General features: G+C 58.4%; 14 protein-coding genes. 8 read left to right on the top strand and 6 right to left on the bottom strand.

Annotated features, from left to right (window positions below; genetic code table 11):
• The first annotated feature begins 563 nt into the window (after nt 1–563).
• The 3 genes from minC to minE all read left to right on the top strand — a co-directional run bounded on the left by minC (nt 564) and on the right by minE (nt 2,804).
• Nucleotides 564–1,328, top strand: coding sequence for a septum site-determining protein MinC (gene minC, locus BQ17_RS04290; RefSeq protein WP_089724585.1), 765 nt, complete (start codon nt 564–566; stop codon nt 1,326–1,328).
• A gap of 378 nt (nt 1,329–1,706) precedes the next feature.
• Entirely contained in the window at nt 1,707–2,516 is an 810-nt protein-coding gene (gene minD, locus BQ17_RS04295) for a septum site-determining protein MinD (RefSeq protein ID WP_089724588.1), read from the top strand.
• Nucleotides 2,517–2,519: 3 nt separating this feature from the next.
• On the top strand, nt 2,520–2,804 hold the full coding sequence (gene minE / locus BQ17_RS04300; RefSeq protein WP_089724590.1) for a cell division topological specificity factor MinE: 285 nt from the start codon (nt 2,520–2,522) through the stop codon (nt 2,802–2,804).
• A 244-nt stretch (nt 2,805–3,048) separates the two neighbouring features.
• On the opposite strand, the gene gltX is transcribed toward minE, so the two are convergent.
• The 3 genes from gltX to BQ17_RS04315 form a co-directional block, all read right to left on the bottom strand.
• Entirely contained in the window at nt 3,049–4,461 is a 1,413-nt protein-coding gene (gene gltX / locus BQ17_RS04305) for a glutamate--tRNA ligase (protein WP_089724591.1), read from the bottom strand.
• Nucleotides 4,462–4,509: 48 nt separating this feature from the next.
• Nucleotides 4,510–4,671 carry a hypothetical protein gene (locus BQ17_RS21450; RefSeq protein ID WP_176722288.1) on the bottom strand — a complete coding sequence of 54 codons (162 nt, stop codon included), beginning with the start codon at nt 4,669–4,671 and terminating at the stop codon, nt 4,510–4,512.
• 106 nt (nt 4,672–4,777) lie between these two features.
• The gene (locus tag BQ17_RS04315) at nt 4,778–5,050 is read right to left on the bottom strand and encodes a DUF2442 domain-containing protein (RefSeq protein WP_089724595.1); all 273 of its coding nucleotides are present in this window, start codon (nt 5,048–5,050) and stop codon (nt 4,778–4,780) included.
• Between the two features lie 45 nt (nt 5,051–5,095).
• Here BQ17_RS04315 and BQ17_RS04320 point away from each other — a divergent pair, with 45 nt between their 5' ends.
• Entirely contained in the window at nt 5,096–5,836 is a 741-nt protein-coding gene (locus BQ17_RS04320) for a DUF3800 domain-containing protein (RefSeq protein ID WP_089724596.1), read from the top strand.
• An 89-nt stretch (nt 5,837–5,925) separates the two neighbouring features.
• On the opposite strand, the gene BQ17_RS04325 is transcribed toward BQ17_RS04320, so the two are convergent.
• Together BQ17_RS04325 and BQ17_RS04330 are read right to left on the bottom strand one after the other, a co-directional pair.
• Nucleotides 5,926–6,162, bottom strand: coding sequence for a DUF1289 domain-containing protein (locus BQ17_RS04325; protein ID WP_256091479.1), 237 nt, complete (start codon nt 6,160–6,162; stop codon nt 5,926–5,928).
• The gene (locus BQ17_RS04330; RefSeq protein WP_089724599.1) at nt 6,159–8,330 is read right to left on the bottom strand and encodes a polysaccharide deacetylase family protein; all 2,172 of its coding nucleotides are present in this window, start codon (nt 8,328–8,330) and stop codon (nt 6,159–6,161) included. The genes BQ17_RS04325 and BQ17_RS04330 overlap by 4 nt, the downstream gene beginning before the upstream one ends.
• A gap of 1,104 nt (nt 8,331–9,434) precedes the next feature.
• Between BQ17_RS04330 and BQ17_RS04335 the strand changes: the two genes are divergently transcribed.
• From BQ17_RS04335 to mtnA, 4 genes are all read left to right on the top strand, one after another.
• Nucleotides 9,435–10,559, top strand: coding sequence for a glycosyltransferase (locus BQ17_RS04335; protein WP_089724600.1), 1,125 nt, complete (start codon nt 9,435–9,437; stop codon nt 10,557–10,559).
• An 88-nt stretch (nt 10,560–10,647) separates the two neighbouring features.
• Nucleotides 10,648–11,232, top strand: coding sequence for a D-sedoheptulose-7-phosphate isomerase (locus BQ17_RS04340; protein ID WP_089724602.1), 585 nt, complete (start codon nt 10,648–10,650; stop codon nt 11,230–11,232).
• A gap of 164 nt (nt 11,233–11,396) precedes the next feature.
• Nucleotides 11,397–13,373 carry a bifunctional aldolase/short-chain dehydrogenase gene (locus BQ17_RS04345; RefSeq protein ID WP_089724604.1) on the top strand — a complete coding sequence of 659 codons (1,977 nt, stop codon included), beginning with the start codon at nt 11,397–11,399 and terminating at the stop codon, nt 13,371–13,373.
• Nucleotides 13,374–13,470: 97 nt separating this feature from the next.
• Complete coding sequence (gene mtnA, locus BQ17_RS04350) at nt 13,471–14,529, top strand: S-methyl-5-thioribose-1-phosphate isomerase (RefSeq protein ID WP_089724605.1); 1,059 nt, start codon at nt 13,471–13,473, stop codon at nt 14,527–14,529.
• A 379-nt stretch (nt 14,530–14,908) separates the two neighbouring features.
• On the opposite strand, the gene lptF is transcribed toward mtnA, so the two are convergent.
• Nucleotides 14,909–16,018 carry an LPS export ABC transporter permease LptF gene (gene lptF / locus BQ17_RS04355; protein ID WP_089724607.1) on the bottom strand — a complete coding sequence of 370 codons (1,110 nt, stop codon included), beginning with the start codon at nt 16,016–16,018 and terminating at the stop codon, nt 14,909–14,911.
• Between the last annotated feature and the right edge of the window lie 275 nt (nt 16,019–16,293).

The raw sequence follows: 16,293 nt of genomic DNA on the forward strand, positions 1-16,293 counted from the left end.
CCAGGCTGGCTCCCATCATCGTCTGTCGGGTTACGGCGCGCCCCAATCCTGTGATCCAACCGAACACCGAAGCACGCACCTAACCCGACCTACCACGACCAGCGGCCGGCAGCTAACTTAATGGCATTGAGGTAGCCGCTCCATGCAGTGGTCCCCCAACCGAGGTAGACGGGAAACAGGTGCTTTGCTTAGCCGCGTTCAGGCCGTAGGATGCGGTGAGCGCGGCAGGTCTTACCGGACGGCACTGCGAGGAGGCGCGAACCGCATCGGTGATGCTTTGCCTAGCCGCGTTCAGGCGTTAGTATGATACCCGTCATCCATGGATTTTCCGCGCGCTGCACGCCGCTCGCATCCACCGGCGGTTGGGTTCCACCTCCCGGTATGGGGAGGGAAGGCCAACGATGAGCTATCACGCCTTACACTCGGGTCCGACAGGCGTGTCTTGCCTTCCGCAAAATCCACAGGCGACAGGTAGCGTGCGGTATTGCCGCGACATCCTCGCTCCATGGGGGGGGAAGTGCACCCTCTCCTGGAGCGCGGGGATCTGATCAATAACGAGATCAATGGTGGTCAAACCAGAATCAGAAGGGAAGACTCCTGCCGGGGCGGTCGAGCTCAAGGCGGCGGCCTTTACCCTGCCCGTTATTCACTTGTTTGATACCGACATGGATGGGGTAGCGGAACAGCTGGGCACGAAGATGGACCAGGCACCGGAGTTCTTCCGCAACACGCCCGTGGTCGTCGATCTCTCGGCGCTCCCCCCGCGTGCGAGCGATATCCAGTTTCCCCTGTTGGTGGGCCTCCTGCGCGGGTACGGCATGATCCCCGTGGGCGTGCGGGGCGGCAATGCCTTTCAGAACCAGGCCGCCGAGGTCATGGAGCTGGCGATCATGGGAGAGGCCACTATCAGCAACCCCGGGCAAGCTACCGCCGAGCCGGTGCCAAAACCCGCTGCACAGGCTGCCGAGCAGGCACCGGGGACCATTAAACCGAGCTCAGGGAGAACCTCCAAGTTGGTAACGCAACCGGTGCGATCGGGTCAACGGGTCTACGCCATGGGGGGCGACCTCTCGGTGGTGGGTCCCGTCAGCTCGGGGGCCGAGCTCCTGGCCGACGGTAACATTCACGTCTACGGCCCCTTGCGAGGCCGAGCCATGGCCGGCATGAGCGGCGATGCCGAGGCCCGGATCTTCTGTCAGGCATTGGAAGCGGAGCTGGTGTCGGTGGCTGGACGTTACCGCGTCAGCGAGCGTATACCGGACGTACTCAAAGGGATACCGGTACAGATCTTCCTGGATCAGGAAATACTGCGGATAGAAAAACTCTGATGTCAGGGGCCGTTGACATTCATCATTCTCGGGTCCATTGCAGCCCTGTTCCGCGCTGACGGCGTTGCGGCGCGTCGAAATAGGTCCACTATTTCCCCTCGCCGCGCCTTTCAGTTAAGAAAATTTCCTCGCAATCGTCCGCGCTTAAGAATAAATGTCAACAGCCCCTAGTACCCCATTTCTGCATATTTTGCGCGTAACCCGTAGGGTGGGCTGTGCCCACCAGCCAGGTACGGTGTTGGTGGGCACAGCCCACCCTACGAGCCTGAGAACGTAAAATAGGGTGAAATGAGGTACTAGTCCATTCTTGTACTGCAGGAACCGCCGAGTCGATCGGTGCTTCCTTTAGCGATCACGCGCCTTAAGGAGGGCGGAATCTTGGCGAGAATCATCGTTATCACCTCCGGCAAGGGCGGCGTCGGCAAGACCACGACGAGCGCCTCGCTGGCTATGGGCCTGGCCCAGCGGGGCAATCGCACTGCGGTGGTCGACTTCGACGTCGGCCTGCGCAATCTGGATCTGATCATGGGCTGTGAGCGGCGCGTGGTCTACGACTTCGTCAACGTCATCAACGATGAGGCGAACCTCAATCAGGCCCTGATCCGCGACCGGCGCTGCGACGACCTGTATGTGCTGCCGGCGTCCCAGACCCGGGATAAGGAGGCCCTGACCAAGGAGGGCGTAGGCAAGGTCTTAGAGGAATTGGCGCAAACTTTCGAGTATATCGTCTGCGATTCACCCGCCGGCATTGAGCACGGGGCGACCATGGCCATGTACTATGCGGACGATGCGGTGGTGGTCACCAACCCGGAGGTCTCCTCGGTGCGCGACTCGGACCGCATGCTCGGCATCCTGGCGAGCAAGTCCCGCCGCGCCGAGACCAACGCCGAGCCCATCCACGAGTACCTCCTGCTGACCCGGTACTCGCCGGAGCGCGTCGCTAGGGGCGAAATGCTCGGCGTCGAAGACGTGCAGGAGATACTGTCGCTGGATCTGCTCGGTGTGATTCCCGAGTCCAAATCCGTGCTCAACGCCTCCAACTCGGGGGTGCCCGTGCTCCTGGACCCGGAAAGTGAGGCCGGACAGGCCTACAGCGATATGGTTGCCCGCTATCTGGGTGAGCAACTTCCGCACCGCTTCCTCGAAGCGCGGAAAAGGGGCTTCTTCAGCCGACTCTTCAGGGAGTGAGCCATGCGATTACTGGACATCTTCCGTTTACGTTCACCGCGCCCCAAAGGTTCCTCCGCCATCGCCAAGGAACGGTTGCAGATCCTGGTTGCCCATGACCGCACCGAACGTAACCGCCCATCCTACCTGCCGAAGCTCCAGCGCGAGCTCCTGGAGGTCATCCGCAAGTATGCGGATGTGGACGTCAGCGCCGTATCCGTCAACTACGAGCAGGAGGACAGCCGTGAGGTCCTGGAACTCAATATCGTCCTACCGGAGATCATAGCGGCGGTAAACAAGCGCGTATGAACCTTCCCGAAAACATGATCCTGTAGATGGGCTGTGCCCACCGGGACTCTGCTCACCACCCCGGTCTCAAGAGCCGAGGTTGCGTGCGTGTTTTGAATCCGCAGATTGCGCAGATTTTCACAGATTGTTTCGTTTGCGAAAATCTGTGGATATTAAGAATGTCGCCACAAACCGCCCCGAATAAAGGCGAGCCCGAGTAGGTTGGGGTGAGGAACGAACCCCAACATCAGCCTCTACATATTTATTATTCGATTGCCCTGCCTCGAATATATGCAAGCGCCTTGTCGATGCGGCGCAGGGTCGCCGTCTTTCCCACCAGCTGCAAGGTTACGTCGATACCCGGCGAGGCGGCCCGCCCCACCAGGGCCACGCGTAGCAGCTGGGCCACCTTGCCCAGCTTGACATCCAGCGCCTGTGCGACCTGTTTCACCGTGTGCTCCAGGGTCATCGGTTCCCAGTCCTCCAGGGCCAGCATATCGAACGCCTCTCGCAGTCGCTCCAGGGCCTCCCTGGCCGCCGGCCGCAGGTGCTGCTTGGCCGCCGCCGCATCGTAGGCATCGAAATCCTGGTACACGAAGGCGCTGATCGCGGCCAGCTCCACCAGGGTCTTGGCCCGCGCCTGCTGGACCAGAACGACGTCCACCAAATCGGGACCCGACGCAGGATCGACACCCAGCCGGCCTAGATGGGGACTCAGCAGATGGGCGATACGCTTGGGGTCGCCGTGCCGGATGTAGTGCTGGTTGAGCCAATCCAGCTTATCGATATCGAAGCTGGCGGCGGCCTTGTTGACCTGATCGATATCGAACAGCTCAACCAGCTCATCCAGGGAGAAAAGCTCCTGATCGCCGTGGGACCAGCCGAGGCGCACCAAGTAATTCAGCAGGGCCTCGGGGAGATAGCCCTGGTCCCGATAGGCAACGACGCTTACGGCCCCGTGCCGTTTGGATAGGCGCGTGCCGTCCTTGCCCAGGATCATGGGGACATGCGCATAACGCGGAGGCCTCCAACCCAGGGCGCGCAGCATGTTGATCTGGCGTGGGGTGTTGTTGAGGTGGTCATCGCCACGGATGACGTGTGTGATCCCCATGTCCCGGTCATCCACCACCACGGTCAGATTGTAGGTGGGAGAGCCGTCGCCGCGACGGATGATCAGATCATCCAGCTCCTCGTTGCTGAATACCACGCGACCGCGGATCAGGTCCTCCACCACCACTTCCCCCGCGTCGGGGTTGCGGAAGCGCACCACATGCGGCTGATCCGGCCCCAGGTCACGGTGGCGACAGTGGCCGTCGTAGCGTGGCTTGTCTTTCCTGGCCATCTGCTCCTTGCGCAGGGCGTCCAGACGCTCCATGGAGCAGTCACAACGATAGGCAAGCTCCTGCTCTATAAGATCGTCGATCACCTGGTTGTAATGCCCCAGGCGCTCGGTCTGGTAGAAGGGCCCCTCGTCATATTCCAAGCCCAACCAGGTCATCCCTTCCAGGATGGCATTCACCGAGTCGGCGCTGGAACGCTCCGGATCCGTATCCTCGACGCGCAGGATGAAGACTCCACCGTGCTTGCGGGCGAAGAGATAGGAGAAGAGCGCCGTGCGGACACCTCCCACGTGCAGATAACCGGTCGGCGAAGGGGCGAAACGAGTACGAATGGTCATGGTTGATTGGAATCCTACGTGTACCGTGTACCGTGTACCAGCTACCAGCTACCAATCGTCGGCTACCATGGGTGTTGTTTGTTTAGATGTCAAGCGGTACAACTCTATTATTTCGGTCACGACCAGGTGATTTTGCACGAGGCCGACATCCGCAAGGATCGAAAGAAATTCACCTTCCTGTTTAGCTTCGGCTTGGATGTAGTAGCTCACCTCACCGACCCCACCGGCAGTTCCGAAGGGAAAACTACGAATCGTGCGAATCGGCGCGAATCGATCTGCGAGGATTCGTGTGATTTCGGTGGGATTCGTCCTCACTTCAACCTAATTTAGTAGCTGTCGTCGATAATTTACCGGTTGCTCTCAAATAGAGTGATTCGGGAGCGACATCAAAACCACAGTCCCACGCCAGGGTGGGCCATGAATCGAGATAAAATTTTGAAAAACGAATGGGATCGCGTAAGGGTTCTGCAATATCATACCTGTATACAATATCTTTAAGATCGATTTCTCCCGATTCTCCGGTATTGAATTTCAGGAATATCTTGAAGTCCTTGATATAACGCGCTTCCGATACATAAATACATTCCATAATGATTTCCTCGAATCAGACCAGAAGTTCAAGCAGGTATTGATAATGCCTCATTTCTCAGACTACATCATTTATGTCGATGAGAGTGGTGACCATGGCCTGAAATCCATCGATCCTGACTATCCTGTATTCGTGTTGGCATTCTGTATTTTTCGGAAGGCAGTTTATTCGAGCCAACTGGTTCCGGCATTGCAAGAGTTCAAATTCCACCATTTTGGTCACGACCAGGTGATTTTACACGAGGCCGATATCCGCAAGGATCGAAAGGAATTCGCCTTCCTGAAAACCCCAAAGCTAAAGGCGGACTTTCTCAATGCATTGACCCACATCGTGGCGGCCACGCCATTTACTCTGATCTGTTCCGTGATTGACAAGGACCTGCATCGCCGACGATATGCCAATCCGGGCAACCCCTATCATATAGCGCTGGGATTCGGGCTTGAACGGCTGTTTTACTTTCTGCGTTCACAGGGAGCGGAGGAGCACCGGACACACATTATCGTCGAGAGAAGGGGAAAACAGGAGGATACGGAACTGGAGTCGGAGTTCCGCGGAATATGCAGCGGCAGCAATTATGAAGGCGTCAAGCTACCGTTTGAGCTTATTTTTGCCGACAAAAAAAGTAATTCGTCCGGACTACAGATGGCCGATCTCGTGGCACGTCCCGTAGGCATCAAAATGCTGCGGCCTGACCGGGAAAATCGGGCCTTTGAGGTCTTGGAGAGAAAGTTCTACGCGAATGGCCGAGGGCGACGCGATGGATGGGGACTGAAACGCTTCCCCTAGAAAGCATAAGGCCTCGGTGTTTCCACCGAGGCCAGATGCCGACCGGGAATCCCCAATCCTTCATGTGTGCCACCATACACGTGATGGTGTCAACGCTTTTGACTATAGATGAGGCTTGTATCTTTTTCAACCGGGAATTTTCCCCCGGACCAAATCTGCCAGTTGCCGAGCCGCTCCAGCACAGCCAATTTCTCGGCCGTGCTGAAAGCCGTCCAGCCGGCGATTTCGTCCAGGGTCCGCCGGCAGCCCCGGCAGAGGCCGGTGTTCGGGTCCATTTTGCAGACGCCGACGCAGGGCGAGGCGGGTTCGTCGGTCCTGCCGTTCACGCCAGATAGACCCGCTCCAGGGAGCTGCGCGAGCGGTTCCCTTTGGTGTCCTCGGCCTGGATGTAGTAGCTCACCTCGCCCGCGCCCACCGGTAGCTCCGCGGTAAAGAAACGCGCCCTAGCCCTCGGGCTGGTCTGTGACGGATAGGGGCCCTGGTCGGTCATGGCGATGGTCTTTTCGCCCTTGGCCGTGCGGAGTACCAGTGACACCCGCTTAAGCCCCGACAGGTCGTGGATGAAGCTGTGCACCACACCTTGGCGCGGCGCGTCTTCCAGGCAGCCCTGCCCCCACTTCTTGCCGCCTGGATTCTCCGGCATGATCCAGGGCGGGAAGATGGTCGGCCCGGTCTTGTCCTTGCCCGTGGAGATGAGCCGGTCGAGGTCGCCCTTGATCAGTGTGTAGGCGGCGTTGGCCGCGTTGGTCACCTGGGCGTCCCACTCGGTCTGCCCGGTCCAGTACCAATAGCAGCTGGTCTCCGCCGTCAACATCAGGCGGGAGGCCTCACCCAGCTTCGCACGGCTGGTCGCCGCGTCTGCCAGGGTATGGACGGCGTTGTGCAGCGCGGTCAACACGGCCCAGGAGTTCAGATCCGGCGAGTAGGGCTCATTATAGCGGCTGAACCATTTCATGAATTGGGGATCGCCGTTGTCCGCGCCGCTCCAGGAGCCGGATTCGATGTGGACGGCCCGGTCGGGATCGGGCGGAAACAGCGTCAGGTAGTCCCGGATGGTGATCAGGTCGAAGCGCGGATCACGCCTGATCCAGTCCACCAGGGCCCCGGTGTTGTGCTTGTAATAGCTCTCCGCCCCGCCGCCGTGATTGTCTCCGTCAGAATGCAAGACGAAGAAAGGGGGATGTTTGGGGTCATAGGTCCCGGTGGCCAGGATCTGATCATAGACCTGTCCCAGCACGTCCGGATACTGCAGGGCGCCGAAGCCACCGCGGGCGTCTTCGTTGCCGATGTAACGCTCGGCGGGCACGGCGATAATCTTGTGGATCTGCCCCTCGGGGTCTTCGTATTGCACGTACTCGGGCCGCAGGAGGCTGGGGGCGATCCGGGAGCCGGCCCAGATGTTGTGTAGCTGCAACCAATCGTTGGCCGGGGGGTTGCGTTGATCCGCCGGATTGGGGGGCAGCATCCCTTCGTTGATGCCGGCGTAGGGATATTCCTTGCAGGTGCGGAAGCGATGGATCGAGTCGTAGATGACCGCCTCGATACCGGCCTGGTTGAGGGCCGGGATCATGCGCACATGGAAGGCCGTCTCCGGCGGGAACAGCACGTTCGATGTCTCGACCCCGAAGGTCTCGCGCACCAGCTCTCGGTGGCGAGTGATCTGCTCGACGATGTTACGCCCTGGGATAAGTGCCATGAGGGGGTGGAAGAAGCCGAAGGCGGTGAAATCCACCCGTGGGTTTCCCAAGCCGGTCTTTGCAGCGGCGATTTGGCGTAGCTCCCTCGTCCAATTGCCGAAACGACCACCGCACAGGCCCTCGCGGGCACAGCGATTGAGCTGCTCGATAAGGGTGCCGCTCCAGCTCGTGGACAGACCTGCATGGGGCAGCCCGCCGTCGATGTATTGGCGCACCGCCGCCGGGATGAACTCCGTGTAGGGACCCCCGCGGGAGCCGAAGATTTCCTCTTTCTCGCCGTCCCAGTAGTTGCGATCGGTCGCCTGGTAGTAAGGCTGGTGCATGTGTTTGTGGATACCGAAGTAGACCTTTGGCTCCGCACTGAAGGCGCCTGGCTTCAGGGTCACCCTGGGCACTGGCTTGGGCTTGGGCTGCGCGACCACTGCCGACCCGCCTGCCGCCGCATCCGGTCGCATATGGACCCGCAGATATTCCTTGATCCAGTCGCCGTCACCGGCTTGCCGCAGATCCGCCTTCCGACAGCCTTCCACCTGGATATCAACCTCCCCAGGCCCCACGAGCCCCGCGGGTATGGAAGCGACGTAGGTGACCCGTCCGTCCGCGTCCGTGCCGGATGCCTTGATCATCCGGTCCTTGATCAGGTGCTGCCGACCCTGGGCGTACAGGATGACCTGCGGGAAGGGGATCCGCCCATCGGCCAGGATGGTGACCTGGAAGGGGGCGTTCTTGCCGGAGGGGTCGCAGTCGACGGATTCCGGGACTTGGATGCGGACCAAGCGAGAAAATGGATTACTCATTTTTGAAAATCTTTCCTGAGCGATAAGGAAGTCCAACCACACTGGACGCGAAACGGCTAGGATGTTAGCCGTGTCGATTGCGACGAGCAAGGCCATACCTCTGGCACCGGAAGACACGGGCAGAGCGAGGGCACTAGGATTCCTTGATGGACCCGCATCTTTTACAAATGGGTCAAGTTTTGTGTGCACGGCACAAAAAATTCACGCCTCGTGGGCTTAAAGCGAAGCCTCGCTAACCAAATCGTACAGGATTAACAGGATTTTCAAGATTAACCGGATTTTTTGTTGTGAAGAGCGCTTGCTGGTTTGATAAGCGCGTGATCGGGCGTAGGAAATTCAGGAATGACAAGAATCTTGTCAATCCTGTGTAATCCTGTAAATCCTGTCCGATTGGGGTTTCGCCGCGAAGCTCGAGTTGTGCACTCGTGGGCTTAAGGCGGAGTCTCGCTGGGTACTCTTGACTTTTAACCTGATAGACTAGGCCCCACCAAGCCATTTAGGGGGTAGAAATGGTTCGCCTGAATTTGCGTGACGACCAATGGGAACGGATCTAGGGGCTGTTGACATTTTGGAGTGCGTCGGCAAAGCGGCGCGAGCGAATCGATCCGCACTCACAGGGAATACCAGCGGTGTTTGCTTAGGAGCCCGGGGATCACAGTTTACCCGCGCCGTGGCGACGGCGCTTTCCCCTGGCCGCAATGCCTGGTTGGGACGGGAGCCTTGCCGAATCCAAAGCGGCGGTGGGCAATTTCCGTTCGACAACGCCGCGGTTACTTCGAGTCCCGCAGCTTTCTGTCAGTGCCGAGTTAAAGTCGCCGCCGCACTCCAAAATGTCAATAGCCCCTAGCACCCCGTTTCAGCAAAATTTTCCGGTAAAACCATCTGTCATCTCGACCGAAGGGAGAGATCTTCTATACGAAGTGAGGGTGTTGTTTGGGTACAAGATTCCTCCTCCGTCGGGATAAGGATTTCTCGCTCCGCTCGAAATGAAAACTAGCAAAATTGGGTGAAATTGGGTACTAGTCTCACACCCTGTGCAGGACAGGCGTTGAACAGCGCGCCGGTCCGTTCACGCTCCATGGGGAAAGGGACCCAGCGGGGAATATGTCCGAGTCCAACCCTCTACCGGAAAACTGCCCACCGCCCGAGCTGGCGGTGATCGTCCCTGTCTACAATGAGGCCGGCAATATCGAGGCGCTCACCGAGCAGTTGCGGCACAGTCTCCAGGGTTTGGACTGGGAGCTCATTTTCGTCGATGACGACTCCCCCGACGGTTCCACCGCCAAGGCACAGGAGATCGCCCGGCGCGACCGCAGGGTACGGGTGCTCAGGAGGATCGGTCGGCGTGGACTGTCCTCGGCTTGCATCGAGGGCATGCTTGCCACGGTTGCACCCTATCTCGCGGTGCTCGACGGAGACCTGCAGCACGACGAGACGCTGTTGCCGTCCATGTTGCAGACACTCAAGCGCGAAGGGCTCGATATCGTCGTCGGCAGCCGGTACCTGGAGGGTGGCAGCCTTGGAACCTGGAACCGGCGCCGCCGGTCCATGAGCCGGTTCGCAAGTCGCTTGGCTCGGACTTTGGTCAAGGCGGATCTCAGCGATCCAATGAGCGGATTCTTTATGCTGAACTCGACCCTGCTGCATGGCTGCGTGCGCAATCTCAGCGGCATCGGATTCAAGATCCTGCTCGACATCTTCGCCTCGTCGCCGCGCCCGTTGCGTTTCAAGGAAATCCCCTATGTCTTTCGCGAGCGCAGGGCCGGTGAGAGCAAGCTCGATAACGCCGTGCTCTGGGAATATCTGTTGATGTTGCTGCAGAAGACCATGGGGTCCATGATCCCGGTGCGCTTCATCGGTTTCTCGCTGATCGGTGGCTCTGGCGTGATCGTGCACATGGTTGTGCTCTGGGTCCTGTTTCGGCTGCTGGGCGCCTCGTTCATTAGCGGTCAAGCCGTAGCGACACTGGTGGCAATGACCACCAATTTCTTTTTGAACAATATGCTGACCTACCGTGATCTGCGCCTGCGCCGGTGGCAGCTGCTCCGGGGTTGGCTATCCTTCGTCCTCGCATGCAGCATCGGTGCGATCGCAAATGTCGGAATCGCCACCTATTTGTTCCAGGCCCAATCCTATTGGGTGATATCGGCGTTTGCCGGCATCCTGGTCGGGGTGGTCTGGAACTATGCCGTAACCGCGGTCTATACCTGGCGCCACAAAGCAGGCTGAACACGGCCTTCCATCCCAACCGGGAGACCTGAGCATGGATGGGCCCGTGGATCACTGCCGGTAGATCATCCAGGGAGCGAGAACAGATATGCAGCCATCCGTACTACTCCAAAATAACCTTCAGGCATCCATCAACGCCAAACAACAATTACTGAAGGACAGTACCCAACTTGGTGTTTTCGAAACAGCAGCGAACGCGGTAGCCGAGCGTTACCAAAAGGGGGGCCGGCTCTACATCGCCGGAAACGGAGGGTCCGCTGCGGATGCCCAACACCTGGCGGCGGAGTTCGTTGTCAAGTTGGCAAGAGACCGTGTCCCTCTCCCTGCCGAAGCACTCACCGTAAACACCTCCATCCTGACCGCGATCGGTAATGACTACGGGCATGAACACCTCTTTGCCCGTCAGGTCACCGGGAAAATGACAGAGAAAGATATCTTTCTCGGTATCACCACCTCCGGGCAATCGGGAAACATCCTCAAGGCGCTGGATGCCTGCCGAGAGAAAGGGATACCAAGCATTGTATTTACCGGCCGCGACGGTGGCCGGGCAAGCGAGAAGGCGGATTACTGCATCCTTGCGCCGGGTGCTACGACGAGCACGATCCAGGAGGTCCATATTGTCCTGGCTCACACGCTTTGTGAATATGTGGAACGGATCATCTTTCAACCTTGAGAGGGTGTCGCAACAGCCCGTTCGTGGGCTGTCGCGGGGTGGAAACGGAATAACGTGCGCTCCCGTTTCCTGCATTTTCAATCACTTGCAGCATCCGGAACTCGTGGCCCATTGTTTCTTCTGCATCACACAAAGACACCAAGCCACAATATCGGAGTTGTCAGATGAACAGCCTGTGGAACGATGAGGACATCGTCGATATCCCAGTGGGAGATGATATTGCATCCAGAGTCTATTCTTCCCGGTTACTGGGAAAAGACAAATCACTGGTTCTGCATGGCGGTGGTAATACCTCGGTCAAGGTCGTAGAAAAAGACCGTTTTGGCGTAGAGGAAGCGATTCTCTATGTAAAAGGCAGCGGTTGGGATTTGGAGACTATCGAGGCGGAAGGCTTTTCCCCGGTTCGGCTGGAGCATTTGCAGCGGCTTGCCGGATTGCCTTCACTCTCCGACCCGGAGATGGTGAACGAGCTAGTCACCCATATGACCCGTGCTACCGCCCCGGTGCCTTCGGTCGAGGCGATTCTGCACGCCGTCATCCCTCACAAGTATGTGGATCATACCCACGCCGATGCGGTGGTCACGATAACCAATTCACCCGCGGGTGAAGAGAAGATACGCCGGATCTATGGGGACGAGGTCATTGTCATTCCCTATGTGATGCCCGGCTTTGATCTGGCTCGCCTCTGTGCGGAACGACTGGACGCGGAGTTGACTGCGCACACCATCGGTATGGTGTTGCTGAACCACGGCATTTTTTCCTTTGGTGAATCCGCCAAAGCGTCTTATGAGCGCATGATTTATCTGGTGGGGAAGGCCGATGCCTATTTGCGATCACAGGCGGCTTGGGACATCACCGACGACCCCACAGAGCACGACCGGGATGCGGGTCTTCGGCTCGCAGGGTTGCGGAGCCGGATCGCCGATGCGGCGGGTTTCCCCGTCATCATGCACCGTCACACGGACCCCCCAACAATGTCTTTCGTTTCACGTCGGGATCTTGAGTCGATTGCGCAGCAAGGGCCAGCTACGCCGGACCATGTGATCCGCACCAAGCGGCTGCCGATGATCGGCAAGGATGTGGATGCCTATGTTACTGCCTATAAGGCTTACTTTGCCGAGAACGAGCCGCTGGCTAAAGAACGCAAGACCATGCTCGACCCCGCCCCGCGCGTGGTACTCGACGCCCTACTTGGGATGTGTACGGTCGGACGGTCTGCCAAGGAAGCAGGGATCGCAGCGGATATCTACAGGCACACCATGGAGATTATCCAGCGTGCTGAGAAATTAGGCGGTTATCGGGCCCTACCGGCCAGGGATATCTTCGATATGGAATACTGGGATCTCGAACAGGCCAAGTTGAAGAAGGCCGGTAAAGCGTCCCGGTTTGCCGGGGAAATTGCCTTGGTGACCGGTGCCGCCTCCGGTATCGGCAAGGCCTGCGTGGGCGCCTTGCTGGCAACTGGTGCCGCTGTTGTAGGTGTGGATATCGATCCGGGGATCGAGACCTTGTATACGCGACCTGATTACCTCGGCCTGGTGGGCGATGTGACATCCGAGAGCAGGCTCAAGGAGGTTTTGACGAAAACCGCGGATGCCTTTGGCGGATTGGACATGCTGGTGCTGAATGCCGGGGTATTTCCCGGTGGGTGCAGGATCGCCGAACTGCCACTGGACCAATGGCGCAAGGTGATGGCATTGAACCTGGATGCCAACCTGGTATTGATGCGCCAAGCCCATCCCTTCCTTAAGCTGGCGCCTAAGGGGGGGCGCGTGGTAATCATCGGTTCCAAGAATGTGCCCGCCCCCGGCCCCGGCGCAGCCTCCTACTCCGCTTCCAAGGCCGCCCTGAACCAGTTGGCGCGGGTTGCAGCCCTTGAATGGGGCGGGGACGGGATTCGGGTCAACTCCCTTCATCCCAATGCGGTATTCGACACCGGGGTCTGGACAGAAGCGGTGCTGGCCGCGAGAGCTGCCCACTATGGCCTGTCGGTGGATGAGTACAGGCGTAACAATGTGTTGAAGACCGAAGTGACCAGCCGGGATGTTGCCGAATTGGTCATACAGATGTGCGGCCCGGCCTTTGCCAAGACCACCGGGGCGCAAGTGCCGGTGGACGGCGGTAATGATCGGGTTATCTAAGCATCGCCTACGGCAACGACCCGTTTAAGGGCGGCAAGCGCTGCACCTTTTCTATTTTGGGTGTTCTCGCTCTGTGAGTTTGAGGGAGGCTGATATCATGGCCGGGATTATTGGGAGTGATGTGGAGACATTAAGGTGGAAAAATGGCCGTTTGGAGATGATCGACCAGCGAGTATTGCCTGCTCGTTTTGAATACATCTCGTATGACTCGGCGGCTGGTGTGGCGGATGGGATTCGCTCGATGGTAGTCCGTGGCGCCCCGGCGATTGGCTGCGCGGCGGCTTATGGGGTTGCGTTGGAGGCGTTGCAGCTTCGTGACCTGGGTCCTGAAGCCTTCAGGGACGGAATAGAAAAGGCATTCGAGGTTCTGGCCGGGAGTAGACCTACCGCGGTGAACCTGTTTTGGGCCCTGGAGCACATGCGTACCCGCATGGATACCATGTCGGTTTCTGCTCCATCGCAAATAGCAGCGAAGTTGCTGGAGGAAGCGCACGCGGTTTTGTCGAAAGATATTCGGATCAATCGTACACTGGGTACCTTCGGCGCGGATCTGTTATCCGATGGTGCGCGTGTATTGACCCACTGTAACGCAGGTGCACTGGCGACGGCCGGACATGGCACAGCGCTGGGTGTCATTCGCTCTGCGGTAGCATCAGGCAAGAAGATATCAGTGGTCGCGGATGAGACGCGCCCGTTTCTTCAGGGTGCAAGGTTGACCGCTTGGGAAATGGTGCAGGCGAAGATTCCGGTTACCCTGATCTCCGATAATATGGCCGGGCATCTGATGAGCCGGGGCGAGATCGATGCGGTTGTTGTGGGTACGGATCGGGTCGCGGCCAACGGTGATGTGGCAAACAAGATCGGTACCTATATGGTAGCGGTGTTGGCGCGGCGCCATGAGATTCCTTTCTATGTGGCCTGTCCGCTATCGACCATCGATCTCGGTATTGCGGATGGTTCTGCAATCCCCATCGAAGAGCGTGCCGCGGATGAGGTGACGGGCTATCGGGACTGCCAGTGGGCCGCACCAGGGGTCTCGGTTCGTAATCCGGCGTTTGATGTTACCCCGGCAGAACTGGTAACCGCGTTGATTACGGAAAAGGGAGTCGTGAAGCAACCGACTACTGATCGTGTAGTCGCATTGTTCCCATCCTGAGAGGCTGTCTAAAAATTAAGATACTGATTTTAGGACATAAAATCTGAAAATTTCGCGCTTGTTGCCACGCTCCAGCGTGGGAACGCCGTTGTGTCCGCTCCAGCGGACTCAGCTCCTCTGTGCTGACAGGCGTTGGCTGTTAGCCTACCGAGGCGCTTAATCGACGCTGTAGCGTCGCGATCTGCTCCCACGCTGGAGCCTGGGGAGCCAGCCGAAAAATTCACGCCTTGTTGGTCTGAGGCGGAGCCTCGCTGGAAGGTAAGCCGTTATCCGGTAACGGGGGCAGCGGGGTTATCGGCCGCCGGTTGGCCGAATATCCGTGCCCTCAAGGGCATAAGGCCTTGCATATCTGGTAGGGACCATCGATTGGTACGATCCCCTATACCGGGACCGTGCGTGGCGAACGCCGCATCAACCGCTTCCGCCAGTGGCCTTCCGGCAACAGAATCGCGAGCACCAGTACCAGTATCAACGCCTGATACCAGAGGCTTCCGAGCCAGCTCGGCGTGACCCCGGTCTCGAACCAAGTCTCCGCCAGACGTTGCAGATTGAAGAAGCTGAAGTAGGTCAAAAGAGCCAGGAATATGCGGCCGCTAGTGCGCTGGCGCGGCGATTTTACCGTCAAAGGAATCGTCAGTAACGTCAAGGTAAAGATGGCAAGCGGACCACCGATTCTGTATTGCAGCTCCGCCTGATCCTGCAAATCCTCGGAGCTCAGAAGCGTTTTGGTCTGAAAGCCGGCACGTTTCCTGTTTTGGAAGTGTTCAAGTCCCGTCGCCTCGAGGCGCTGATTGTAGCGTTCGAAGGCACTGATAGAATAGTCGGGCTGCCCTGGAACCCCCTCGTAACGCCGTCCGTTCAGCAGGGTCACGAACTGATCGCCCGACGCCTCGTCGACCCGGCGCACTCCTGTTTCACTGATCACCAATCTGATCCGTTCCTGGCGACGGTCGTGGATAAAGACGTTGCGTAACCGCTTTTTGCCCTCGATCTTTTCCACATAGATTGTGACCAGCCCCTGCTCGTGTTGGTAGAAACGCCCCTGCTTAATTCCACTGACCTGATGTGCCTGATCCTTGCGCTGATGCAGTATCTTCTGGATCTCGGAAACCACCAGGGGTCGCAGCGTGAAGGAAAACCAGACCGTTAAGAGGGCAACCGGCAACGCGAGGTAGAACAGGGAGCGGTAAATGCGCCCACTCCCCAGTCCACAGGCGCTCAGCGCAATCAACTCGTTGTCGCGGGACATACGGCCGAGTGCAATCAGGACGGAGATGAAAAACGCCGGAGGCATCAAGCTGGAGATATCTCGCGCAACTTGCAGGCTCACAAAACGTATGACCATGTCGCTGCCGAGGGCACCCACGTTTACCTCCTCCAGGGTGCGCAGAAAGAGCATGCTGAGGACGACCAGTAGGAAGGTGCCCAGAATCGCCGTAAAGACCTTGAGCACTTCCAGCAGGATATAGCGGTCGACGATACTGAACATGATTTCGGAATCGGCGAGAAAGCAGAGCTATTAAGCGATTTCCGTCAAGGGCACCTTGAATCTTCCAAGGCCCCCTATTGTCGCACGCCGCGGGCAAATTTCATCCCGCTCGAGGATCCTATCCAGGGCAACCGAATGATAACTCGCCAACAAGCAGCAGGTTACATCGATGCCTTAGAGGCTGTCTAAAAACCAACCCATTGATTTTCTACTGGCATTGATTTTCGGCTGGCTCCCCACGCTCCAGCGTCGATTAAGCGCCTCGGTAGGCTAAC

Origin of the sequence: Candidatus Thiosymbion oneisti, from assembly GCF_900092655.1 — a bacterium.
Classification (GTDB): Bacteria; Pseudomonadota; Gammaproteobacteria; order Chromatiales; family Chromatiaceae; genus Thiosymbion; species Thiosymbion oneisti.